The sequence below is a fragment of the Hymenobacter sp. BT188 genome (assembly GCF_014333585.1).
Taxonomy (GTDB): Bacteria; Bacteroidota; Bacteroidia; order Cytophagales; family Hymenobacteraceae; genus Hymenobacter.
The window spans coordinates 282,140-305,868 of sequence record NZ_JACSCW010000004.1; the positions used below are offsets into that span (position 1 = coordinate 282,140).

The 23,729-nt window shown below is 52.3% G+C and carries 13 protein-coding genes and 1 other RNA gene; 3 read left to right on the forward strand and 11 right to left on the reverse strand.

Translation table 11 applies throughout. The features are described from left to right. Positions 1 to 67 precede the first annotated feature (67 nt). Positions 68 to 634 carry a hypothetical protein gene (locus H8B13_RS12670; RefSeq protein ID WP_187311178.1) on the reverse strand — a complete coding sequence of 189 codons (567 nt, stop codon included), beginning with the start codon at positions 632 to 634 and terminating at the stop codon, positions 68 to 70. Between the two features lie 116 nt (positions 635 to 750). On the opposite strand from H8B13_RS12670, the gene H8B13_RS12675 reads away from it, so the two are divergent. Beyond that, a complete protein-coding gene (locus H8B13_RS12675; RefSeq protein WP_187311179.1) occupies positions 751 to 1,752 on the forward strand; it encodes an acyl transferase in 1,002 nt (333 codons plus the stop codon). A 220-nt stretch (positions 1,753 to 1,972) separates the two neighbouring features. On the opposite strand, the gene H8B13_RS12680 is transcribed toward H8B13_RS12675, so the two are convergent. Then, positions 1,973 to 3,130 (reverse strand): sigma-54-dependent transcriptional regulator, encoded by a 1,158-nt coding sequence (locus tag H8B13_RS12680; protein ID WP_187311180.1) that lies wholly within the window; start codon positions 3,128 to 3,130, stop codon positions 1,973 to 1,975. A gap of 224 nt (positions 3,131 to 3,354) precedes the next feature. Then, positions 3,355 to 3,752: RNase P RNA component class A (gene rnpB, locus H8B13_RS12685), an RNA gene on the reverse strand. Between the two features lie 402 nt (positions 3,753 to 4,154). Between rnpB and H8B13_RS12690 the strand changes: the two genes are divergently transcribed. Next, positions 4,155 to 5,393, forward strand: a complete 1,239-nt coding sequence (locus H8B13_RS12690; protein ID WP_261990357.1) for a S8 family serine peptidase — start codon at positions 4,155 to 4,157, stop codon at positions 5,391 to 5,393. 112 nt (positions 5,394 to 5,505) lie between these two features. On the opposite strand, the gene H8B13_RS12695 is transcribed toward H8B13_RS12690, so the two are convergent. From H8B13_RS12695 to H8B13_RS12710, 4 genes are all read right to left on the reverse strand, one after another. Further along, a complete protein-coding gene (locus H8B13_RS12695) occupies positions 5,506 to 6,606 on the reverse strand; it encodes a Smr/MutS family protein (protein ID WP_187311181.1) in 1,101 nt (366 codons plus the stop codon). A gap of 249 nt (positions 6,607 to 6,855) precedes the next feature. After that, positions 6,856 to 8,232 (reverse strand): SusD/RagB family nutrient-binding outer membrane lipoprotein, encoded by a 1,377-nt coding sequence (locus H8B13_RS12700; protein WP_187311182.1) that lies wholly within the window; start codon positions 8,230 to 8,232, stop codon positions 6,856 to 6,858. 114 nt (positions 8,233 to 8,346) lie between these two features. Beyond that, on the reverse strand, positions 8,347 to 11,685 hold the full coding sequence (locus H8B13_RS12705; RefSeq protein ID WP_187311183.1) for a SusC/RagA family TonB-linked outer membrane protein: 3,339 nt from the start codon (positions 11,683 to 11,685) through the stop codon (positions 8,347 to 8,349). 405 nt (positions 11,686 to 12,090) lie between these two features. Beyond that, positions 12,091 to 12,837, reverse strand: coding sequence for a DUF2279 domain-containing protein (locus H8B13_RS12710; RefSeq protein WP_315985138.1), 747 nt, complete (start codon positions 12,835 to 12,837; stop codon positions 12,091 to 12,093). A 410-nt stretch (positions 12,838 to 13,247) separates the two neighbouring features. Here H8B13_RS12710 and H8B13_RS12715 point away from each other — a divergent pair, with 410 nt between their 5' ends. Continuing rightward, positions 13,248 to 16,112: an alpha-amylase family glycosyl hydrolase gene (locus H8B13_RS12715; RefSeq protein ID WP_187311184.1), complete on the forward strand. Its 2,865-nt coding sequence runs from the start codon at positions 13,248 to 13,250 to the stop codon at positions 16,110 to 16,112. Positions 16,113 to 16,223: 111 nt separating this feature from the next. Here H8B13_RS12715 and H8B13_RS12720 read toward each other — a convergent pair whose 3' ends face one another. The 4 genes from H8B13_RS12720 to H8B13_RS12735 form a co-directional block, all read right to left on the reverse strand. Then, complete coding sequence (locus tag H8B13_RS12720) at positions 16,224 to 17,081, reverse strand: N-acetylglucosamine kinase (protein ID WP_187311185.1); 858 nt, start codon at positions 17,079 to 17,081, stop codon at positions 16,224 to 16,226. Positions 17,082 to 17,352: 271 nt separating this feature from the next. Then, positions 17,353 to 18,477, reverse strand: a complete 1,125-nt coding sequence (locus H8B13_RS12725) for a SusE domain-containing protein (RefSeq protein WP_187311186.1) — start codon at positions 18,475 to 18,477, stop codon at positions 17,353 to 17,355. A gap of 123 nt (positions 18,478 to 18,600) precedes the next feature. Further along, complete coding sequence (locus H8B13_RS12730; protein ID WP_187311187.1) at positions 18,601 to 20,205, reverse strand: RagB/SusD family nutrient uptake outer membrane protein; 1,605 nt, start codon at positions 20,203 to 20,205, stop codon at positions 18,601 to 18,603. Between the two features lie 22 nt (positions 20,206 to 20,227). Continuing rightward, the gene (locus H8B13_RS12735; RefSeq protein ID WP_187311188.1) at positions 20,228 to 23,218 is read right to left on the reverse strand and encodes a SusC/RagA family TonB-linked outer membrane protein; all 2,991 of its coding nucleotides are present in this window, start codon (positions 23,216 to 23,218) and stop codon (positions 20,228 to 20,230) included. Positions 23,219 to 23,729 lie beyond the last annotated feature (511 nt).

Sequence of the window (23,729 nt, forward strand, 5' to 3'; positions counted from 1 at the left end):
CACGAAAAACCCCGACTGGAAAGGTTCAGTTGGGGTTTTCTTATCTCTGCTTAACAACGAAGCTCGTTTAGCGCGGAATGGTGATGGGGTCTGTGATGATGGTGTTGCTTTTATTCAGTGCGCGGTCATAAATAAAGACTTCAAAGCGTACCACCTCGCCTGCTTTTAAGGGGTCACCAGCAAAAAAGTCCGTGGTAAAGCTTAAATCGCCGCGCAACGGTGTTTTGCGCCCGTTGCTATCTTGGTCAAGAGGAGGATATGTGCTGTTATAATTGTCATTCGGATTATCCAGCTCAAGCGCAACGAACTCGCCGGTAGCATTGCGAATAAGGGGAGTAATGTAGTAGTTGTTGTAAAATGGGTTTAGCGTCAAATCAGGATTCAGTCTGGCCCAAGGCGAACCTTCCACTTTATCCTGTTCACGTAAGCCCAAATCACCGTCGCCATCCTTGAAGCTAACGGTTATGGTCACCCGATCATAGAGGCCGAACCCATCGGATACGCGCTCAGAGGAAATGCTTTTAAAGCTAATAGAAGGTGTTTCGGGGTAATCGGGCATTTCAAGGCATGAAGACACTGCCAAGCCCGTGAGCAGGAGCAGAGTGCTTGTCCGAAGAGTACGAAGTAGGTTCATATCAGAGTAAAAAAGACAGGTCGAACGCGGCCTTTTCAGCCAGAACGGAAGATACAACTTCTCAACGAAGACGTGCTGCGTTTGTTATATCCAGCTTTTAACCCCACTGTTTTGCAATGAGTTTCCGTGATGAGCACCTCCGCGCTTTGCCTGCTATATCGGCTGCCACTTTTGAGCAAACGGCCCTGCGCTTATTCCAGCATCAGGCCCAAAATTGCCCCCCATACCGCCACTACCTAACTGCGCTGGGCCGCAACCCAAGCGACGTTCACACACTGACGGATATTCCATTTCTGCCCATCGAGTTCTTCAAAGCGCACGAAGTACGCACCGATCCCGCCGACTGGACACCACAGGAAGTTTTTCTGAGCAGCGGCACTACCCAGCAGCAGCGGAGCCGCCACCTCCTGCGCGATCCGGTCTTGTACCGTCAGAACGCCGCGCGCATCTTCGAGCAAACCTACGGCCCACTTACCAGCTGGACTTTTCTGGCGCTGTTACCTTCCTACTTGGAGCAAGGGCATTCTTCCTTGGTGGCTATGGTTGAATACTTTGCCAAAGCATCGGGCCAAACTCAGCCCGCGTTTTTCCTCCACGACCACGAAGCTTTGTTGCAGGCTCTGGCCACCGCTAAGCGAGATTCGGGCCGTCAGGTAATGCTTTTGGGCGTGTCGTATGCGCTGCTCGATTTGGTAGCTGCGTATGCAAGTGCGCCGGAGCTATTGGGGCTCACGGTATTGGAGACGGGCGGTATGAAAGGTCGGCGCCGTGAAATGATCCGTGAGGAGCTGCACGCCGAGTTGCAGACGGCTTTTGGACCTCAAGGTATTCACTCGGAATACGGCATGACCGAGTTGCTTTCCCAAGCCTATAGCACCGGCGATGGTCGCTTTTTTTGCCCCCCGGGCCTTTGTATTCTGCTCCGCGAACCATCCGATCCATTTTCCGCCGATACCACGCGTCCGGCCGGCGCTATCAATGTCATCGATTTGGCAAATATTGATTCCTGCGCCTTTATCGAAACCAAAGACTTAGCTCGCCAATACTCCGACGGTTCGTTTGAAGTGCTTGGGCGACTGGATAACTCCGATGTGCGCGGCTGTAATCAGATGGTGTAGGTATTATAAAACATATTTAGCTAACTTAACTCATGTCTGTCATCCTGACGCAGGAAGGACCTTATCAAGCCAGAAAGATGATCGTAACAACGACTCGTTCCAGCTTGATAAGGTCCTTCCTGCGTCAGGATGACAGATGAAATTGAGATGATGAATAAAACAGTAGCCCCGCCTTTTCTACTTAAAAAAGGCGGGGCTACTGTTTTAAACATACGGCTATTTATTTGCCTGAATACATCTTAGCATCTGATTCCGTAATAGTATCGTCGCTCATGATTACCAGGCGCTCTACCACGTTGCGCAACTCACGGATATTGCCGCGCCAATCGAGGCTTCTCAAATACGCAAGCGCTTCGGGGGTGACGATTTTGGGCTTGTTGCCGTAGTCGCGGGCAATATCGTCGAGGAACTTCTGCACCAGATCACCAATATCCTCGCGACGGTCATTTAGGGCCGGAACCTGGATAAGGATAACTGATAGGCGGTGATACAAGTCCTCGCGGAAGTTGCGCTCCGCGATTTCCTGCTGAAGGTTTTTGTTGGTAGCAGCCAGCACGCGCACGTCCACCGTTATTTCCTTTTCGCCCCCCACACGGGTGATTTTGTTTTCCTGCAAAGCCCGCAGCACTTTGGCTTGAGCTGAAAGACTCATGTCACCAATTTCATCCAGAAACAGCGTGCCGCCGTGGGCCTGCTCAAACTTGCCGATGCGTTGCTTTACAGCCGACGTAAACGAGCCTTTTTCGTGACCGAACAGCTCACTTTCAATCAGCTCTGAGGGAATTGCGGCACAGTTTACCTCAATCATTGGGCCGTTGGCGCGGTTGCTTTGCTCGTGCAATTGGCGGGCTACCATTTCCTTACCAGCGCCGTTAGGGCCGGTAATAAGTACGCGGGCATCGGTGGGGGCTACTTTTGCAATGGCTTTGCGCACCTGCTCCAGCGCCGGCGAGTTGCCGACCATCTCGGAGCTTTTGGCGATTTTCTTTTTAAGCGTCTTGGTTTCAGTAACCAGCTTCGTGCGGTCGAGGGCGTTGCGCACCGTTACCAACAGGCGGTTTAGGTCTGGTGGCTTCTGCAAGAAATCGTAGGCACCTTTCTTCGTAGCATCTACGGCGGTGTCGATGCTGCCGTGGGCCGAAATCATAATGAAAGCGGCATCGGGGGCCAATTCTTGCGCGCGGCTCAATACTTCCAGCCCATCCATTTTGGGCATCTTGATATCGCAGAGCACCACGTCGTACTTATTCTTGATAAGCATATCCAAGCCCGACGGACCGTCTTCGGCCTGATCAACGGCGTAGCTTTCGTACTCCAGAATTTCCTTTAGCGTATTGCGAATCGACTTTTCGTCGTCGATAATGAGGATTTTGGGCATAAGCTGAGAGCAGAATAGATTAATACTGAGGGTGTAGCGAAGGTAACGAAAAGCATTACCCGTTTAGTGAGTAAAGTTATTGAAGGATTCAATGAGGAAAGAACACAATACACATGAAAAATTGTAATTATTTAATTTTCAGGCGTCTGCCATCAATATTTGCCCCCCAGACCACCAAAAACAAAATCGGTCGTCGCAACCGAAGCTACAACGACCGATGATACGGTGGTGATGAGTCTGTAAGCCGGGTTTTGTCCGCCAAGCCCGAAGGTTCAGCGTCTCCACCATTTATCTAGGCCAGTTCTCGCGAAAAGGCTCCATCAACCTACCCACGAACGCCGAACGAGCCGCCCGGTGCTGCCTATTACTAGGCAGCGTGCCCGCTTATTTGGTCTTTCAACCCCTGAGGTTTACCCAGCCGACACGGTTGCCCGGCCGCTGGTGCGCTCTTACCGCACCTTTTCACCCTTACCGGCTGCCCGAAGGCAACGTAGGCGGTAGTTTTCTGTGGCACTGGCTGTCTGAGCCTTACGGCCCATCCTTCCCGTTAGGAAGCAGGGTGCTCTGTGTTGCCCGGACTTTCCTCGCCGCCCGAAAGCGCCGCGGTGGAGCGACTCATCACAAAGGCAAAGGTAGCGCTTTCAGTGGTTGGGCGCTTACGGATGAGGTTGCTGCGTGCTAAATAAAAGGCAACGGCGTAAAAATTTGGTAGCTCACCTTTTAGCTTCTCAGAGTCCTATCTGCCTCAAAAAATACATATAGTTTTTTCGATGTCACAAATACAATGATATTTTCCCATTTCTGCGATAATGCTAATCAGAAGCGCGTTTTTTGAACTTAAAACAAGGCTAAAAAGCATAATTTTGCCCCCCAGATAGCAACCGCTGACTTGGATGCCATTTTTGAATCGATACATTGGCCAAACAATCACCCCACTGGTCGCTGATAGAATAGAGGTTTTAGAGCTTCGGCAGCGGGCGGCGAACAAGTTCTTTTTTCACCCATTACTCCATTTTCCAAAAGCATGCAGAAAAACCAATTACATCCGCGTCTTTCTTTCTGGGTAATGAGCGCTTCGCTCGTGGCTACTTCGGCCGTTTTCACCGCCTGTTCCGACAATTCCATTGATGCCGAAGATCCATCCGTAGCCCAGATCAGTGCCGACGCAAAAGCTGCCGATGATTTGATTGAAGGCCAGTATATCGTTGTATTAAAAGATGGTTCTGTCGATACAGGCAGCGAAAGCTCCTACGACGCGAAAGTGAATAAAGTAAAAGACGCCGGTCAGAAGCTGCTCAAAGCGCGTGGCCTAGGGGCTGAAAAAGTAGGTCTGGCATACGGCCACGCTCTGAAAGGATTCGTTGCCAAACTTAGCCCTGCTGAAGCTGCTGCGCTGCGCCAGGATGCTGATGTAGCCTACGTGGAGCAAGACCGGATTATCACGCTTGGCAATCCTAACAATGGCGGCGGCAGCACCGTGCAGGCTGCTCAGGTCACGCCTTACGGCATTACCCGCGTAGGTACCGGCGATGGTGCCGCTACTGGCCGCACGGCTTGGGTTATCGACACTGGTATCGACTTGGATCACCCCGATTTGAACGTTGACGTAGCCCGTAGTAAGTCTTTCCTGACTAGCGGCAAAAACTACGCTTCGCCAGATGATGGCAACGGCCACGGCACGCACTGCGCTGGTACTATTGCCGCCAAAAACGATGCGAGTGGTGTAGTAGGTGTAGCCGCCGGTGCGAAAGTAGTAGCAGTTCGCGTACTGGATTCACGCGGTAGCGGCTCCAACTCGGGCGTAATTGCCGGTGTAGATTATGTAGGTGCCAATGGCGCATCCGGCGACGTAGCTAACATGAGCCTGGGCGGTGGCGTATCTAGTGCTCTTGATCAGGCTGTTTTAAACGCTTCTCAAAAAGGAGTACTCTTCGCTTTGGCTGCCGGTAACGAAACCGACAACGCCAATAATCACTCACCTGCTCGGGTGAATGGAGCTAATATCTACACTATTTCGGCGATGAATAACACCGATACGTGGGCTTCGTTCTCCAACTTCGGCAACCCGCCCGTAGACTATTGCATGCCCGGTGTTAGCGTACAGTCAACTTGGTTGAATGGCGGCTATAACACCATCAGCGGCACATCGATGGCTACTCCGCACATGGCTGGTGTACTTATCATGAGAGGCAAAAGCTTCACTACCAGCGGCACCGTGAAAAACGACCCAGATGGTAACGCTGATCCGATTGCTCACTTGTAGGCTTAATTACTGCTTCACAAAAAAAGGCTGCCCGAAAGGCAGCCTTTTTTTGTGAAGCACAGAACGGATGTTTGAATTCTAAGTGTATTAATTGAATCGCTTAAGCAGGGAATTACTTTAGCCGCACAAGTGTCGCGCCGTAGCCAAACTTCTCTTTCTGGGCATCCTCAAAGAACTTTATGTCGCGGTTGCGACTCAGATTTTTGTGAATCTCCTTCCGCAGGGTGCCATTGCCGGTGCCGTGAATAAACACGATTTCGTGCATGTTGGTAGCCAATGCACGACTCAGCGCATCCTCAAATGCATCGAGTTGCAACCGCAGGATGGCCGTGTTGGTAAGCGGTGGATCGAGGGTAGCGGCATCAGGGTTGAGTACTTCCAGGTGCAGATCAACCTCGTGCGAGGGCGGCAGAATGGTTTTGACCGGCTCCGGGACAGGTGCTATCGCCGCTGGTTTGGCCGGCGCATTGCCGCTTAGCTGAGCTTGCAGGTTTTCAGCCAGCTTTTCGGGTGCTACGGGTGCGGCAGGCTTTTCATCAAGCTGAAAAAGATAAGCTTCTTTCTGTAAGATAGGCGCGGGCTGCCGGCTGGTATAGAAGCTGTTGGCCCGAAAAGCCAAGCGCTTGGTAAGCAGCTCAAACGCTGTGTCGCCATTGAGGCGGTGAGGCAAAAGCTGTATTACCGCGGCGGGCCACTGCTCGAAATCTTTGAGATGAAGGTGAGCCAAAGGCTTGCTTACTGCCTTCGGACCAAGCTTATCAGAAAGTAAGCCCCGGTATTTCTCCTGCTGCTCCTCGCCATAAGTGAACAGCAAATCGGTGTCGGTATTATTGATCAGCTGCACGGCCAGCAGCTCCGGCGACTGGTGGCTGAGTGCCAGATACAAGCCTTTTTGAGCCTTCGGCAATTCTGGTTTTGGGCCTTTATCTGCCTTTTTGCCCCCCACGTTATTATTGGTGGGTGCATCGGGTTTCTGGGGGGCAAAACTGGGCCGTGGGGCACTGGCAGCCGCTTGGCGCTCGGCGGCCACGGAGGAAGCGCTTTGCCCAAACGCTTTATGTTCTTCGGCGGCAACTACTACCACCTCGCGCCGCAGCACCGGAATTGTGAAGTCGTTATCTATGGCAACCTCGACAAGATCGTTGTCGAGCAGACGGGTGACAATGCCTTCTTCGCGCCCGGTGAGCAGGCGTACTCGGTCTCCTACATTCATATCGGTAAGGCGTGGGTTCAACTTAGGGTGAGAAGCAAAAGTAGCGTAGAGTTTCGGGCTTTGCTTCGGGCTCAGGTGTAGCGCGGATTTTTTCCACGCCATATGCCTCAACCAAGCCGCCTAAAGTAAGGTGCCCTGTCCTCTGCGTGCCTTTTAATTATAATTTGCCCCATTCTAACAACAGAAAGTCCCGACTCTTTTGAGCCAGGACTTTCTCTAAAACTTAGCGAATTGACAAAGCCAGCTAGCCTACCGGTTGACTTCCGTCGGCTCGTAGAGTCCCGGAATAGGATCGGGCACATTGGGGTTCGCATTCACTTCATTCTGCGCAATCAGATAGCGTTGCGGAATGCTGGGCGCATCCGTGCGTTTCTTGGGCACACCTATCAGGTTATTTGTTCGGCGCACATCGTTGTAAGGCTCTATCTGGCCAATCAGGCTTAGATATTTCTCCGTCAGGATTTCCCGCAGCAAGGCTTGCTGCTGCGATTGGCCCGTATTCAGAAGCCCACCCAACGCAAAATCGGCTAGGGTGTAAGCAGCGTAAGTGCCACCCGTGAATGTGGTACGGTTGTACGCCCGGATGTTGTTGAGAGCGGCCAATGCTCCCGATAAGTCGTTGGCGCGGGCTTGGGCTTCAGCTAGAATAGCCTGTGTCTCGACGTAGGTAATAAGCGGAAAGTCAGCATCGGCCGCGAAGGCGCCACCCTCCAGAATATTTGGGTCGACTTCACTGTAGCCAGCTTCGGTAGTATAAAAATACTCGAAGCGAGCCGACTCATTGGTGCGGGCATTGTTGCGAAGGTCCTCTAGCAGGCGCACCCCATACGAACCAGCAGCTCCCATGTAACCGGTACGGTTGATGTCGATGAAGTCGTAGTAAGGGTTGGCGCTCGTACTCACCGTACCACCGTAAGGCATCAGCATATCTCCGGCGGGGCTGGCAATCCCGAGTCTGGCTTCGGCCGCTGCCTGCGGGTAGTTGCGCACGTGCAGAAAAAACCGTGCTTTCAGCGAGTGGGCCGCCGCCCGCCATTTGGCCAGGTCACCGCCATAGTAGATGTCGCGCTCCTGCGGATTAATACCCGTGCGCCCCAGGTTGGTAATGGCAGTGCTTAGCAATGTTTGCACGCTAGCATAAATGTCCGATTGCCGGTCAAATGGTGCTGGCTGACCTGGCTGCAAAGCTTGCGAGTAAGGAATGTCGCCCCAAACCGAGGTAGCCATTCCAATCATCTGGGCTTCGAGCACTTGGGCAATTCCCGCTAGCTGGAAGTTCTGGACAGCCTCCGCCTTCTGGGTCACGATGCGGGCGTTGGCCAGCACTAGCGTGAAGGTATTGCTCCACATATTATCGTAGTCACCCGACACGGTGGTGTAGTTCTGTAGGCCCTCGTACTGGCGGTCGGTGCCAGTGAAGAAGTCGCTAAACAAGCCAGCCGTGCGGGCCATCTCGCCGCTCAGCACAAAGCCTTCCGATACCTGCACCGCCGTCAGTTGTTGGTCGGCTGGGGCATCCTGGGGGGCATTTGGGTTGATATCGTAGCCCTCTGTAAGTTTTTCGCAACTGCCTAGGCCCACTAACAGAAGGGCCAGCAGCAGATAATAACGCAGGGATGTTTTCATATGGATGAACGAGCAAAATCGTGAGGAAAAGTGCAGGGCCAGTTCAGCAAACTGTAAACTGGTGGGTCTATAGGAGCCCATTGGTCTTAGGTGCAGAATGACCCTTTACACTGCTTAAAAATTGAAGTTCAGTGACATGATATAGGAGCGCGTGCTGGGGTTATTGAAATAGTCCAGACCGCGACCGTTGGATACACCCGTTAGGTTAGTTTCAGGGTCTACGCCTGTGTAGTCAGTCCACAAAGCCAGGTTACGCCCCGTCAGCGACACGTCTACCGATTGCAGCTTAGCGCGCTCTGTTAGCCAAGGAAGTTTCAGACTATAAGCCAGCGTGATTTCGCGCAAGCGGGTATAGCTCACATTCTCGATAAACTGCTCGGCCGGACCGGTAAAGCCATTACCCAAGCCATTCCGATACCACTGCTCGTCGGCCACTACCGGTCCGGCCCCAAAATCGGTGACTGACCCGCGGAAGGTGTAGGTGCCATCGGCGTTGGGCTGGTAGCGCTGCGCTACCGTCTGGCTATTCCACAGGCGTAACGTGGCCGCATCGGCCGCCGATACTGTCGTTTCAACTTCCGTGTCTTTGGCGGTGCCGTAGGAGTAGAGTGCGCCTTTGGTCCCATTCCACACGTCTAGGTTGTCGACGTGGTCGAACAGTACATTCAGCGATAAGCCTTTGTAGCTAAAGGTGTTGCTTAGTCCCCCTCGCCACCGGGGGTTAGGGTCGCCAATAATGCCCTCGGTAGCAGCCTGAATTGGGAAACCATTCGTGTCGAATACCAAGCTGCCCGTTTCGGAATTGCGCTCCCAGCGGCTGCCCCACAAAGCTCCCATTTGGTAGCCCCGCACAGCCCGCGACGAAGTGCCCGTAAAGCCATTCAGGAAGATAGACTCCGCGCCCGACAGGTCTGTTACCTCATTGCGGTTGAAAGAGTAGTTAGGCGCAATATTCCACACAAAGCCATCGGTCTGATTGATAACATCAGCGCCGAGACTTATTTCCAGGCCTTTATTTTCGATTTCGGCCGCGTTGGCGCTGGTGGATACAAAGCCCGTGGTGGCCGCCACCGGCACCGTCAGAATAGCGTCCTTGGTGCGGTTGGTGTAGCCCGTAATGCTGAAATTGATACGGTCTTGCCAAAAGCGGAGGTCCAAGCCGCCTTCCAACTCTGTTTTGCGCTCGGGCTTGATTTCAGGGTTGCCCTGCACGTTGGAGCGCACGAAGCCTCCGCCGTAGTTGGCCGCATCCAGGGTGGTACCCCATCCATCGGCAATGATGTTAGCATCACCTGGGACGTAGTAGGTGCGGGTGAGATAGGGGGTAGGCTGCACACCCACCGATCCGTAAGCCAAGCGAGCTTTACCGAAGCTCAATACTTTATTCTCGGCGAAGGGTGCCAGCTTGGTGAACTGCCAGGCGAGCGTACCAGCCGGAAAGAAAAACGTGCTGCTGGTTTCGGGGCCAAACGTGGAGGCGGTTTCGGCCCGGCCTGTACCCGTGAGGTAGAGCTGGTTGAAGAAAGCCAAATCTACTTGCGCGTAGGCGGCCGCCGTACGCTGCTCCAGCACAAGGTTGAAGGGTTGGCGGCTGTCGGCGAGCGTGTTGTCCAGTTGAGGCGGCGAGAAGGGGTTGATGAAGTTAGTTGCGTTGGCGCCGACCTGCTCGCCCCGACGGATGTTAAAATTGGCCCCCACCAATAAAGTGCCTCCCAGACTCTCGGTGAAATCATGAGTGGCCCGCGCAATCAGGTCGTTGTTGATCTGCGTCTCCTGAATCGTTGATTGCCCAATTTGCCCCGTAGGCGACTGCCCCGCCCCAATCGGATACACCGAGGAGCGCCGGTCAGTATAAGTGTCGACGCCCGTACGGTTGATTATATTAAGCCAGTTCGTAGCATCATACGTCAGCTCCAAGGCACCAATAAGCCGCTGCACCCGCGTCTGGTCGCGCACTTCATCAATGGTCCAGAAGGGATTGTCAAACCCAGGGTTATTGCTGTTGCCCAGTTGGTTACGATACGAGGATTGCCGCCGAAGAAAGATGTTGCCCTGCGGATCGGTAAAGTCACCTATATAATAGGCATTATTGAAGTCGGCGGGGCTACGAAGGCCCCCCAGGAAGATGCTGCTGCCACTGGAGCCCTGCTGCACCCTGTTGGAAAACGTGCGCGCATACGTGGCGTTTATACCTGCCCGGAACTTGGTGGCCAGCTGCCGATCTACGTTTACCCGGAAGGTAGTGCGGTCGTTGTCGCTGTTGTTGCGCGCGATGCCCTCGGTGTGGGTGTTGCCAAGGCTGATGTAGAAGTTGCTGCGCTGGTCGCCACCGCTGAGCGTGGCAATATTATCCCAGGTATAGCCTCGCCCAAACACCTCGTCGCTGTGGTCGTAGGTGTCGCGGCTGTTCTTGCCACCATGAGGGTTAGCAGCAGTACCGGCCGGAATAGCGAAGCGCTGCGTTCCATCGGCGAAGGTGATAAAACCTTGGTACCCAGGCGCACCGGGCGTCGTGATAGTGGCATCGGGGCCACCAGAGCGGTCGGCAATACGGTCGCCCCAGCTGCGGGCATTGCCTTGGGCAAACAAGCCGTTGAGGCCCTGTCCGTAGCGCTGCTGAAGCTCAGGCACCTGGTTTATCTCATCGATGCCATAGGTGGTGCGGTAAGAGAGGTTGAGTTTGTCGGCATTGCGGCCTTTTTTGGTGGTAATCACCAACACGCCATTTGCGGCCCGCGTACCCCAGAGCGCCGCGGCTGCAGCCCCGCGCAATACTTCCATAGAAGCAATATCGTCGGGGTTGATGTCATTGAGGCGCGACTGCTGCACGACACCGGCTATCTGGTTGGAGGCGGCCCCGCCACCGCTGGCCACAATGCCCCCGGCGGTGCCGGGGGTGTTTTCGCCCACCGACGTGTTGGAAATTGGAATTCCATCCACCACAATCAGGGGCTGCAAATTGCCCGTAATGGTGCTGGCACCCCGAATCTGAATATTAGCGCTGGCACCGGGGTCGCCGGTAGAGCGGGTGATAAGCACACCCGGCGCCTTGCCCGAAAGAGCCGTGATCGGGCTGGTTTCGCCAGAGCGTACTAGCGCTTGCCCCTGCACCGTGGATTGGGCCGTACCTAGCCGGTCACGGCTGGTTTCCAGGCCCAGGGCTGTTACGACTACTTCACCCAATTCCCGGGTTGAGGCTTCCAGGGCCACATTGATAGTACCTGAATCAGTGATGGGCCGCTCTACGCTGGTATAGCCTATAAAGCTAAACGTAAGCGTAGTAGCCGAAGCTGGCACCGACAAGGAATACGCACCTTCCGGATCGGTGGAAGCTCCTAACGTAGTACCCTTGACAAGCACTGTTACGCCCGGCAGGCCTTTGCCCGTGGCCCGGTCCGTTACTTGCCCCTGTAGCGTTCGATCTTGGGCCATCGCCAAGCGAAAAGTGGCCAAGATCATTAAGGTTAACAATAAGAGTTTTTTCATATCTAAGTTTCTGGTTTAAGGATGAGGTGTGGAACGTGCATAGGGTATGGGGCAAGAAGTGGAAACGGTTGAGCTTATATTTGATAATCAGATTGTTGTAGAATGAATGCCCCCAGTTAGTTTAGCTATGAGCCGGAGCAGCATCAAGTATAATTCTCTGAAATGAGTGTTTTAGATAATGTATTGATGAGCCTCTATTATGTTTAAAATTGTATTATTATAATGGTGTTGCTGTGTATAGTGTGGTTTTTAACCTTGAAATTGTAGACACGATACTCCAGGCCCGCTGTTTACAGCAGGTAATAATTACTCTGAAGTGAAGGATGGAGTAAGTAGGCTGACTTCGCCTCCGAGGCAGTGTAAGCCTATACTTTAGTAGTAGAGCCCGTGCAGGACGAAACCTCGTCGGGAGTTATATTCTAAAGCGGGGGCGGGCAGGTGAAAAATACTGGCCACGTAAAACACACGCTTCAGAAATTTGCTGCGCGTAGGAATGCGCATCAGGTTTACATCGAAGCTCAGATAGTACTGACGATAATCGTTGAGGCCCAAAACGGCGTTAGCAGCGGGGTCATTGTACACCATTTGCTGCGCGCCGTAGCCTACGGCCGGTTGAAGCCACTTTGGCCACTTACTTTCCTGCGGCAGCCAAGCTGCCACGTCGGCGCAAAGCCAGTAGGTGTGGCCGTTATAGTCCTTTAGGTGCTGCTCGGCTAAAGTTTTGCCCAATACATTGGGCCGGAGTGCTGCATAGCGGGTAGTACGGAAAGAGTATTTAGGCATTATGCGAACTTCATTCCATGCCAGCTGCTGAGCAATAAGCCCGGCCGAACCCAGAAAATTGGCCCCCAAATCATAAGCTGAAGCGCCATAAGCGGGGTCGCGGCCATCGAGCAGCTCTAGGGGGCTTTGGAGCAAGAAACCCACGAAGCCGCCATACCAAAGCGCCTTACGGTCGGGCACGCCGGCCCAGCGCAGCATATCCACCGCCCCGCGGCTTTCGTGAAAAGCCCCCCAGAAGTGCCCGGCCTTGTCCAGCTGCTTCCACTCGCGGCTATCATCGAACCAATGAAAGGAAGTACGCTCGCCAGTGTACCAGCTTTTGCTCAAACTATACACGAGGCCTGTATAACTCAGTGCGAGTCCGCCCGCTAAGATGGGAAGCCGGTGGCTTATTCGGGCCGTATCGGCAGGTAGATTTGGGCGATGTAATAGGGGAGCAGTAGGCGCAACTAAAGCCGTATCAATATTGCTTTGCGCTTGACAAATGACTGGTATTAACCAGTTTATTGCCAGAAGTGGCACTAAGCACCACCGGACTTTTATGGAAAAATGAAAGAAGAACGTCATGCGGAAGCTGATGACCTCTGGGGTCGGAACAATCAAAGCTACAAACAAATGGACGCGCTTTGGGGCTAAGCTAAACAGTTCGTTATGTACCTTTATTCTTCTTGCTTACGAACGCTAAATGAAACGAGGCATTGCGCTTTATTCAGCCCTACCTACTTCCCACCATTAATCCATTTTTAATGAAAACACTTCGACTTTTATTTAGCCTGTTTGTGCTACTGACGGGACTTCCCGCGGCGTACGGACAGGTTACAACTCAGCCAGCCGTTTTTCTGGCTTCTGAATCCGTTACGATCACCTTCAATGCTACGCAGGGCAACGGTGAACTAGCCAATTTCACAGGTGACGTGTATATCTGGACCGGCGTTATTACCAGCGGACCTACCGGCTCTACCTGGACCAACGTCAAAAGCCCCGCTTTCAACCAGCCTGACGCGGCGGCTAAAATGACGCGCTCGGCTACCAATTCCAATATTTACACCATTACTTTCACGCCGAATACCTTTTACCCCATCACGCCCGGCACTACGATTTATCGGCTGGGGATGATTTTTAAGAACGCTGATGGCAGTAAAGTAGGTCGTGGACCTAGTGGCGACATTTTCATCGATGTAGCTCAGGATCGGTTTAATCTGCGCTTTACGGCTCCAACCGGGCCGGGCAGCAATTTCTTCGTGCTGAATACGCCGACTACCGTGACGGGCAACTCGATAGCGCCAGCCACGCTGGCTTTGTTCTTGAATGGTGTGCAGTTGGGTGCTTCCGAACCAAATGCGACCACCATCACCAGAACGGTGACGCTGACCGCGCCGGGGGCCAATACTATTCGCCTCACCGCTACGGACGCTAATGGTACAGCCGAAACACTGCTGACCGCGCAAAGCCGCGAAGCTGTTGCCGTGGCGCAATTGCCGGTAGGGGCCAAAAAAGATGGCGTAACGTACTTGAATGGTGGCTCATCCGCGATATTAAGTCTAACGGCTCCAAATAAGCAGTTTGTTTACGCCATTGGTGACTTCAACGACTGGCAGCCCACCACAGCGTCGGCCATGAAACGGACGCCCGTTAGTGCTTCCGACAACGCGCCCGATAACAGCAGCACTGGCCGCTGGTGGATACAACTCGATAACCTCACGCCCGGCCGCGAATACACGTATCAGTATCTGGTAGATGGTGCCCTGCGTATTGCTGACCCATACACGCAAAAAGTACTCGACCCGAACAACGACCAGACGATTCCGGCAGTCACGTATCCTGCGGCTTTGTTGCAGTACCCGACCGGTAAAACCACCGGCATCGTCTCTACTTTTCAGTCAGGGCAGGCAGAGTACCAGTGGCAGGTTGCGAACTTTCAGAAGCCGAAGCGCACGGACTTGGTAGTGTATGAGCTGCTGGTGCGCGACTTCATTGCTCGCCACGATTACAAAACGCTTACGGATACGCTTAGCTACCTGCAACGTCTCGGCGTAAACGCCATTGAGCTAATGCCCATCAATGAGTTTGAAGGCAACGAAAGCTGGGGCTACAATCCGTCCTTCTACTTTACTCCCGACAAATACTATGGCACCAAGGATGATCTAAAGCGCTTCGTGGACGAGTGCCACAAACGTGGCATGGCCGTCATCATCGATATGGTGCTCAACCACTCTTTCGGGCAGTCGCCGATGGTGCAGATGTATTTCGAAAATGGTGCGCCCACCGCACAAAGCCCGTGGTTTAACCGTGCAGCTACACACCCTTTTAACGTAGGCTACGACTTCAACCACGAAAGCCCATTCACCAAATACTTTGTGGAACGGGTAAACGAGTTCTGGTTACAGGAATACCATATCGATGGTTACCGCTACGATTTGTCGAAGGGCTTTACCCAACGTAACAACCCTAATGATGTAGGAGCTTGGGGCCGCCGCGACGATTCACGTATTGCTATCTGGAAAAATATCTACGATCAAATTCGCGCCATTGACCCCAACGTGTACTGCATTTTGGAGCACCTGAGCGACAATGATGAAGAGAAGATATTGGCTGACTATGGCATGATGCTATGGGGAAATCAGAACGGCAGCTATGCCAACGCCGTACGTGGCCAAAGCAGTGGCACCGACTTTAGTGGTGGCTACTACGCCAACAGGGGCTGGCAGCAGCCAAACCTCATTACTTACATGGAAAGCCACGATGAGGAACGCCTGATGGTGCGTGCGGTTAATGAAGGTAACCAAAGCGGTGCCGCTCCCGGGTACAACGTGCGCGACGTGAATACCGCCCTGAGCCGTATGGGCCAGGCGGCGGCTTTCTTTTTTACCGTTCCCGGCCCGAAGATGGTGTGGCAATTTGGCGAGCTTGGCTACGACGTCGGTATCAACTTCAATGGGCGCGTTGGCAACAAGCCCATTCGGTGGGAATATCAGCAGGACCCGGCCCGTCGCAACTTGTACAATGTGTACCGCAGCTTAATCGAGTTGAAGAAAACGCAGTCGGTATTTGAAAGCCCCGCAACCTACACGCAAAGCTTGAGTGGAACCACCAAAAGCATTCGCTTGGCAAACGCCGACTTAAGCGTGACTATTATCGGCAATTTTGATGTCGTGTCGCGCACTGTTGCGCCCGGCTTCCAGAGCGCTGGCACTTGGTACAACTACCTCTCCGATGCTACCCTAACCGTAAGCGCCGCAGAGTTGAACACACCCATCACGCTGGCGCCGGGCGAGTACCGCGTTTATACATCGCAGAAAGTGAACCGGCCACAGGGCGTGGTGCTATCGGCCAAGCGTAAGCAGGATGTGGTGCTAAACTTGACGGCTGCCCCCAATCCGGCCGCGGCTACCGCTACTCTTCGCTACGAATTGAAGACAGCTGCCCCGGTTGCAGTAACCATTACTAACCTGCTCGGCGCCACGGTGCGCACGCTGCCAGCTACGCCACGCCAGGCTGTTGGGTCCCACGAGCTGCCGGTGTCGGTGGCTGGCCTAGCAAACGGCGTGTACTTGGTACGTTTAAGCACCGGTGAGCAAATTCAAACCACAAGGCTGGTTGTTCAACATTAAAAAAGCCCCCTAGCGAACAAAAAAGAGCGACCCTGCCGGCAGGGTCGCTCTTTTTTGTTGGTAGCAAGTTTGGAAAGCGAGGACAGCGCCCTGACCTGCCAAATGCGTATTCTATTTCTGTTTTTTGGTAAGGATGGTGTGATAATCTACTAAGTCATCTATTGGGGAGCGGATGATTTTGCCCACTTCCATATCGTGGCTTTTGGCCACCTGAATCAGCGCGTCGCGGAAGTTGTAGCCTACTGAGCCGATGCAGTTGAAGGTGTAATTCTGATAGTTAGGGTACTTGGTTACTAGGTTGTCGAAGAAAGCCTTGAAGCCGTCCAACACTATTTCGCGGCAGTAGCTTACGTTGTTGTGGTCGTAGGCGTACTTGGCGAAGCTGGCCAGGAAGCGGTTAGGTAAAGGCTGATTGTAGAGCCGATCTAGGATCTCGTCGCGGGTAAGGCCATACGTTTCGCGGAAGTTTTCCTGTAAGCCATCGGGTAGGAAGCCGCGTAGGTAGTCGCGGAGCAGCCGCTTTCCAATGAAAGAGCCGCTGCCTTCATCACCCAGAAAATACCCGAGCGAGTCGACATTCATTGCTACGTTCTTGCCATCATAGATGCAGGAATTGGTGCCCGTGCCCAGAATGGCCGCAAAGCCAGGCTTTGTGCCCAGCAGCGCCCGTGCGGCAGCCAGCAAATCATGATCAACTACTACTTCCGCATTCGTAAATACCGCCCGCATAGCGGCGGCTACTATCTCCGCTTTTTTGGCCGACGAAATGCCAGCGCCGTAGTAGTGCACTTCCTCAATTTTGTCCAACTCCAGCGTGTCGGGCAGGTTTTTTTGCAGGGAGGCTTGAATACCCGCCGTACCAATGAAATCGGGGTTGTAGCCCTCGGTATTGAAGTTGATACGCGTACCCGCGTCGTCAATGAGGCACCAGTTCGTTTTGGTGGAGCCGCCGTCGGCAATAATGATCATAGGAGAAGTGGTAGGAGAACAGATGGGAAGATCAGAAAAGGAGCCGGCTACCGTCGAAATGCCCGTAGCAGCAGAAGCGAAGCACGGAAAAGAATCTGGTAGATGAAAGCTTTACGCTTGAATAGCATACTGGGGGGCTTTTTTTAGAGAAAAAGCCCCCCAGTATGCTATTCTCTGGCACTAGGTTATATACTGTAACAAAGAAACGGGAAAACAAGAAGGCCACCGCATTGCGGTGGCCTTCTTGTTAAGCGAGAATGAGACTATATGACTAGTTCTTCTTTAGGGTGTAACCGTAGTTGCCAGCTCCCTTACTCAAATCCAGGGTAATGGTATAATTGCCAGGCTCCGGAACTTTGATGTTGTCAGAACCAGCATCCAGCAAGCCATCGGCTTTGCCATCAACAACTTTATCACCGTAGTTGAGATCCCAGGCATTATTAGCGCGGAACTTTATCTCGCCATCGGCTGACAAGGCAGTTGTAATAGTCCAAACGCCAGTGGCAGCATCATAGGTCATCGGAGTGTCATTGTCCCAGCCCTTTGCGGTACCCGAACCGATTACGGCCCAAGTAGTCTTGGTAAGGGTAAATGTGTTTGCTGTCAGGTTAGCTTTCACCTGATAATAACCTGGCTCTGGCAGCGTGATGTTGTCGCCAGGGGAAGCCAAGGTTCCTGTGGTAACGCCATTCGTAGTGGTACTGGTGCCTTTACCAAAAATGCCTTTATCCCAGGTAGGATTATCTGTAAGTTTAAATTCCAGCTTGCTAGCCTCGGCGAAGTTGATATACCCTTCGAAAGAGGTAGTATTGGTCTTACTACCCGAAGCAATAACCGGCGCCTTATCTGGAGCCCATCCTTGATAAGCACCCGGTACCCAAAGTGATGGGTAAACGATGGCAGCGTTTGCATTGTATGGCTTACCGGCAAGTGCTGTAGTAGGAGAGTACTTAGCCAGCGCGTTGGCAGTAGGGCTACCGCCAAGGGCTGCTTTAGCGCGTACTTCCAATTCAATAGGGCTGTACTCTTTCGTGTCTGGATTCTGCACAGCACCCAAATCAATCATTAGGTTATTGATTTCCGATACCGTAAAGGTTTTGCTGAGGGCTGAGCCTGTAGCAAATGATTTTGGAGAAGCAAACTCGTTGCCTTTCTTGTCAATCTCCAAGGTGTAAGACACTACTTCGCCCATGAACCCAAACGAAACAGGCGTCCAGGAATAGACAACATAGGTCTTGTTTGCGTCATCTAGGGTAAGCGGCACATTGGTCGTAACGGTGGAGAGGGTTGTCTCCCTGCCGGACTTTGCTACTATCCGCTCCTCATCCTTTTCACAGGAAGAGAGCAGAATAATGGCCGTGCAAAGTCCCAGAATTTGGGTAAGCCAGTTTTTCATCTGTTATGATATAAGGAAATTTAAAAAATTGGATGAGTTAAAACCGAATGCCTAACGATAAAATCTGCGTTTGTGGGCTTGTTAAATCATCAAGCATTCGGTTAAACAACTGTTCAAGAATGCTTAGTAGCCGGGGTTCTGCTTAAGCGTGGGGTTAGCAGTAATGTCGGAAGATGGGATGGGGTATAGATTCAGGGCTTCAGCCACTGGGCGTCCTTGTACTACTCCGCCTTTCCATGGCCAGTTGTAGTTGGCGCTTGGGCCAGCGAAACGGCCAAAGCGGATCAGGTCAGTACGACGGTGGCACTCCATATGCAGCTCGCGGGCACGCTCATCCAACAGGAAGTCGAGTGTCATCTGACCAGCGTTGATGGTCGAAGCTTTAGCCCGTTGACGTACCAGGTTAACGTAGCGAAGAGCATCAGCCGAACTGCCAGCCCCGCCGCGTACTACAGCTTCCGCGTACATGAGATACACGTCGCCCAGGCGGAACATAGGGAAGTCGGTATCAGGGTGGTCGCCACCCGTGTCAGAGCCCTTAACCCCAGTCGAAGTCACATTCCGGTATTTCTGGAGAGCGTAGCCATCTGTGAAGGTGAAGATATCGGTGTTCTCGCGCTTCTGGCCTTCTGTTACGAAGTTGCGAGCACGGTCGTCATTAGCCCCCGTCAGGTCCGTAAACTTATCAGCGAGCGTTGATTTAGCCCGATAGCCCGACCAGCCACCATTAATACCATAGGCAGCGGGGTCCATATCACCACCTACACCAGCATGTACAAGGAAAGTCATTCCACCAAAAGTTTTGGTGCGCAGGCCATCAAATGTGATCGGGAAAATGATTTCGTTAGCTGCAACTATATTGTTGTCAGCCACAAACAGATTTTTGTATAATGGCGTCAGGCTATAGCCTGAATCGATTACTTTTTTGGCGTAAGTAGCGGCCTCCGTGAACTTTGGCTGACCAGTGTATATCTGCGCATTCAAGTAAAGCTTAGCCAACAGCGTCTGGGCAGCACCGCGGTCGGCACGGCCGTACTGATTCTGGCGTGCAGCCACCAATTCCGGCTCGATTGCCAGTAGTTCCGACTCTACATAGCTGAACAACTCAGCCCGTGTAGTTTGCTTTGGCAGGAAAGCCCCCACCGGGTCGTTTTCGGTTACGAAAGGTACGTTTCCATACATATCGAGCGCGTGGAAGTAGCTCAACGCACGTAAGAAGCGAGCTTCAGCCCGATACTGCTTCACGCTTTCCGCCATTGTACTCGCGATGCCACGCTCGCTCAACTTGCTATCCGTAGTCTCGCGGATGAACTCGTTACACACGGTAATCTGATAGAACAATCGGTTGTACATGGTGCGCACAAACGTGTTGCTTGGTGTCCAGGTCAAACGATTAAGTTCTGGCAGGTCACCGTCATTCCAGGCGATGATAGCTTCATCGGTGGGCAACTCCTGCGTAAACCAATACATACGTAGGTAAGGCGAAGTGCCTTCATCAAATCCGCGCAAATCTGGGTTGCCGCTAGGGCCCTGCTGACCACTTACTGCTAAGCCGGCATATAGCTTGGCAAGTATTGATTCATAATTAGCAGGGTCATTGTAAACAAGGGCAGATGTAGGGTCAAATTCAGGTTCCCGCTCGAGGTCTTTTACGCAGGACGAGAGGCCGCCTAACGTAGAGGTGGTAACGGCTAAGGCTACCAGGCTTCTTATAAGTAACTTTTTCATTTTTTTGAGACGTACGAACAGATTAGAAACCCAGATTTAGACCCACGGTGAACGTGCGTGGACGTGGGTAAAAGTTGCGGTCGATACCGTTGAATATTTCCGGATCGAGGCCTTTATAGTCGCTGATAACAAACAAGTTCTGAACAGCGAAGGTCAGGCCAAAGTTTAGCTTCTCATTAAACAAACGTCCACCATTATAGCCCAACGTAATATTGTCCATGCGCAGGAACGAGGCATTCTCTACATAGTAGTCAGAGAAGAACTGATTGTTGACAAAATTGGTCTCCAGTACGTTTGTAGACAGGTTGCCCAGGAAGTTGTTGGGGTCAAACAGGCCACGATAAGTTCCGCGGTCGGAGTTCACGTTGTTGTAAACGTAGTTATCGAGGTAGCTACGCAGAGTGAAGGCTAAATTGAACTTCTGATACGATAGGTTAGAACTGAAGCCTAATGTAGCCTTCGGGTTAGAAGACTTATAGCGATACTTGTCGAGCTCAGTAACTTGGCCATCGTTGTTCAAATCGGCATACACACCTTCAATTGGAGAACCGTTCGTGTCATACACCTGCTTGTACACATAGAATGCGTTGGGTGCGTAGCCTACCGAGTTGATCTGGATGCGGTTGCCGGTACCTCCGGCAATATCACCCACTAAGTAGCCGGCGAAATTTGGATCAACAACATCGTTCAGGCTGGTAATTTCATTCTTATTAACTGCCACGTTGAAGTTTGCACTCCAGTTGATTGTCTCTGTGCGAACCGGCACGACATTCAGTGCTACTTCTATACCACGATTCTCAAGTGTACCGATGTTGCGGGCAAACTCATTGATTAGGTTGGAACCTGCTGGGAGCGCAACAACAGCCAATAAGTCCTTGGTTTCGCGTCTGTAAACGTCGATAGAGCCGGAAATCCGGTCGTCCAAGATGCCATAATCAAGGCCAGCGTTGTAAGTAGTTGTTTCCTCCCACTTCAGATCCGTGTTATAGCCTTCAGGGCGCAGGGTCGAAACGAAACGTGGCGAGCCATCGGCATTATAGCCAACTTGGATCTGCGTATTCAAGTCGCCTTGCGTATAGCGAGCTAAGAAAGGATAGTTGCCAACAGCAGTTTCCAAGTCTTGCTGACCCGTGATGCCGTAGCCGCCGCGCAGCTTAAGTTGAGTCACCAGACCCAAGTCTTTCATGAAGGCCTCGTCCTTGATATTCCAAGCCAAGCCCAATGCTGGGAAGTAACCGAAGCGGTTGTTCTCGCCAAAGCGGGAGGTGCCATCGGCGCGGAAAGTAGCCGTAGCGATGTAGCGGTCCTTCAGGTTATAGATAGCGCGGCCAAAGAAAGATACCAGCGTGTTCTGCGTTTTGAAGGGGAAGGGGAAAGGCGCTGGGGAGAACTCTGTGCCATCGGCGCGGAAGTCAGCGAAGCGAGGCTCTTCCCGTATAAAGTCTTGGTAAGAATAGCCCCCCGTAAGGTCTAGGCGGCTAGAGCCCAGCTGCTTGACATAATTCAAATAAAAGTCCAGCAGCTTGTTGTAGCGGTCCTGAGCATATTGATTGTTCTCACCACCACGGGCGAAGGAACGACCGGCTTCAGCCGGAACAAAGCGAGTGCCCGTGCTGGAAGAGCGGTCCATACCTAAGTTCAGGACAGCGCGCAGATCGGTGAGGAAAGGCAAGCGATAGTCGAACTGCACATTGCCGATGAAACGGTCTACAGTGGCTTGATCACGGCGCTGCTCCAGCAAACCCAGCGGGTTGCGCGTAGCTACTGTGATTGGATTACCGTTGGGCTGAGTCCATTCGTAATAACCTCCAAAGTTTTCGCCAGTAACAGGCTTGGTAGGATCAAAGTTGATGGCAGCTCCGATGGCGCCTTCATCAGCGAAGAAGCTTTTGGCACGGCTTCCTTTGGCATTCAGCGTAAGGCGCAGGTTGTCGTTGAGAAGTACAGGCGTCAGGCTGAGAGAACCCGTGATACGCTCTAGATTGCTGGTTCTTAGAATACCATCCTGGTTCAAATAGCCCCCCGAAACGCGGAAAGGAAATTTGCCCAGCGCACCGGTCAGGCTCAGGTTGTTATCATAGGTAGAGGCTGACTGGAAGACAACATCCTGCCAGTTTGTGTTTGCGGCACCTACCAGCGCCTTTTGTGCGTCGGTACCGCGCTCATTCACAATGGCTCGGAACTGATCTGGGGAGAGTATATCCAGATCGTTGGCTTTCTTAGAGCGTGAGAACTGTGTGCTGAAAGCAACAGCCAACTTCTCACCCTGCAGGCCTTTTTTCGTGGTGATTATAATAACACCGTTGGAAGCGCGTGAGCCGTAAATGGCAGTAGCAGATGCATCTTTCAGAACGGTGTAGGTTTCGATGTCGTTCGGGTTGATGGTGCTGAGTGGGCTTGCAGCTCCGCTAATGCTGTTGCCATCAATAGGTACACCGTCGATTACGATAAGTGGTTCATTGGTAGCGTTTAGCGAAGCACCGCCCCGGATGCGAATGCTGCTGGCCGAGCCGGGAGCACCGCCACCGGTCGTGATTTGCACACCAGCTACTTTACCATTGATCAGCTGCTCAGGGTTAGTAATCTGCCCCTGAACGAAGTCTTTGGAGTCAACGGTAGCTACGGAGCCCGTTACGTCCTGACGGCGCTGGGTACCGTAGCCTACTACTACTGCCTCATTGAGCAGGGTAGTGTTTTCGCCCAAGGTTGCATTCAATTCTGTATTCTGACCTGCTGTTACGGCAACCGGCAAACGCTTCGTAGTGTATCCAATAAAGGATACTACTAAGGTCTGCTGGCCCGCCGGCACGTTTTGAATAGAGAAAGTGCCGTCGGCGTTTGTGGAGTTACCAAGGGAAGTACCCTCAATCAGTACTGTCACGCCGGGTAATCCTTGGCTCTGTTCGTCCAATACCCGACCACTCACTGAGCCGGTCTGGGCGAACGCGCCGGTAAACCCGGCACAGATGAACAAAAGGAGAAACAGTAGTTTCGCCAGGTAAGGGTGTTTCATTGAAAAAATGTTTGAGGTGGGAATAAAAGAACCGGCTAAGCCGGGCAAGCAAAAAGGTGGGTAGAGAAATGAAGAGCTGCTACAGCCGGCGGACCATAAAATTCAGACTTGGTTATTTCTGCCCACATTCTAAATTGGTAAAAAAACTGCGCAAGTTAAAGTTTTGACGTTAAAAAATACAATTAATTTGTTCTGTATTTTATTTGAAATAGTATGATTTATTTGTGTCAAATGCAGCATCACAAGCGGCAACTTTCGGGATTGTGAGAGTGTCTAAAATACCTTTCTGTGTTTGTTAAGTCTAATAAATCAGCCCCCTCGTACCTACTTAGCATACATTCAATCTCCCTGCGCATAACATAGCAGCCTGAATATTGAGCAAATCTATGATATCTAAAAAAACACAATCGATAATTAAACACTGTTAGCATTTGATAAGCATGTATTCTGCTTCAATTGAATATTCAATTTTATATGATTTTTTAAGTCGATTAATTACTTGACTTAAAGT

Bases quoted from the DNA above. Each gene is read 5' to 3' on its own strand.
- H8B13_RS12670 (WP_187311178.1), bottom strand. From the start codon at position 634: ATGAACCTACTTCGTACTCTTCGGACAAGCACTCTGCTCCTGCTCACG.
- H8B13_RS12675 (WP_187311179.1), top strand. From the start codon at position 751: ATGAGTTTCCGTGATGAGCACCTCCGCGCTTTGCCTGCTATATCGGCT.
- H8B13_RS12680 (WP_187311180.1), bottom strand. From the start codon at position 3,130: ATGCCCAAAATCCTCATTATCGACGACGAAAAGTCGATTCGCAATACG.
- H8B13_RS12690 (WP_261990357.1), top strand. From the start codon at position 4,155: ATGCAGAAAAACCAATTACATCCGCGTCTTTCTTTCTGGGTAATGAGC.
- H8B13_RS12695 (WP_187311181.1), bottom strand. From the start codon at position 6,606: ATGAATGTAGGAGACCGAGTACGCCTGCTCACCGGGCGCGAAGAAGGC.
- H8B13_RS12700 (WP_187311182.1), bottom strand. From the start codon at position 8,232: ATGAAAACATCCCTGCGTTATTATCTGCTGCTGGCCCTTCTGTTAGTG.
- H8B13_RS12715 (WP_187311184.1), top strand. From the start codon at position 13,248: ATGAAAACACTTCGACTTTTATTTAGCCTGTTTGTGCTACTGACGGGA.
- H8B13_RS12720 (WP_187311185.1), bottom strand. From the start codon at position 17,081: ATGATCATTATTGCCGACGGCGGCTCCACCAAAACGAACTGGTGCCTC.
- H8B13_RS12725 (WP_187311186.1), bottom strand. From the start codon at position 18,477: ATGAAAAACTGGCTTACCCAAATTCTGGGACTTTGCACGGCCATTATT.
- H8B13_RS12730 (WP_187311187.1), bottom strand. From the start codon at position 20,205: ATGAAAAAGTTACTTATAAGAAGCCTGGTAGCCTTAGCCGTTACCACC.
- H8B13_RS12735 (WP_187311188.1), bottom strand. From the start codon at position 23,218: ATGAAACACCCTTACCTGGCGAAACTACTGTTTCTCCTTTTGTTCATC.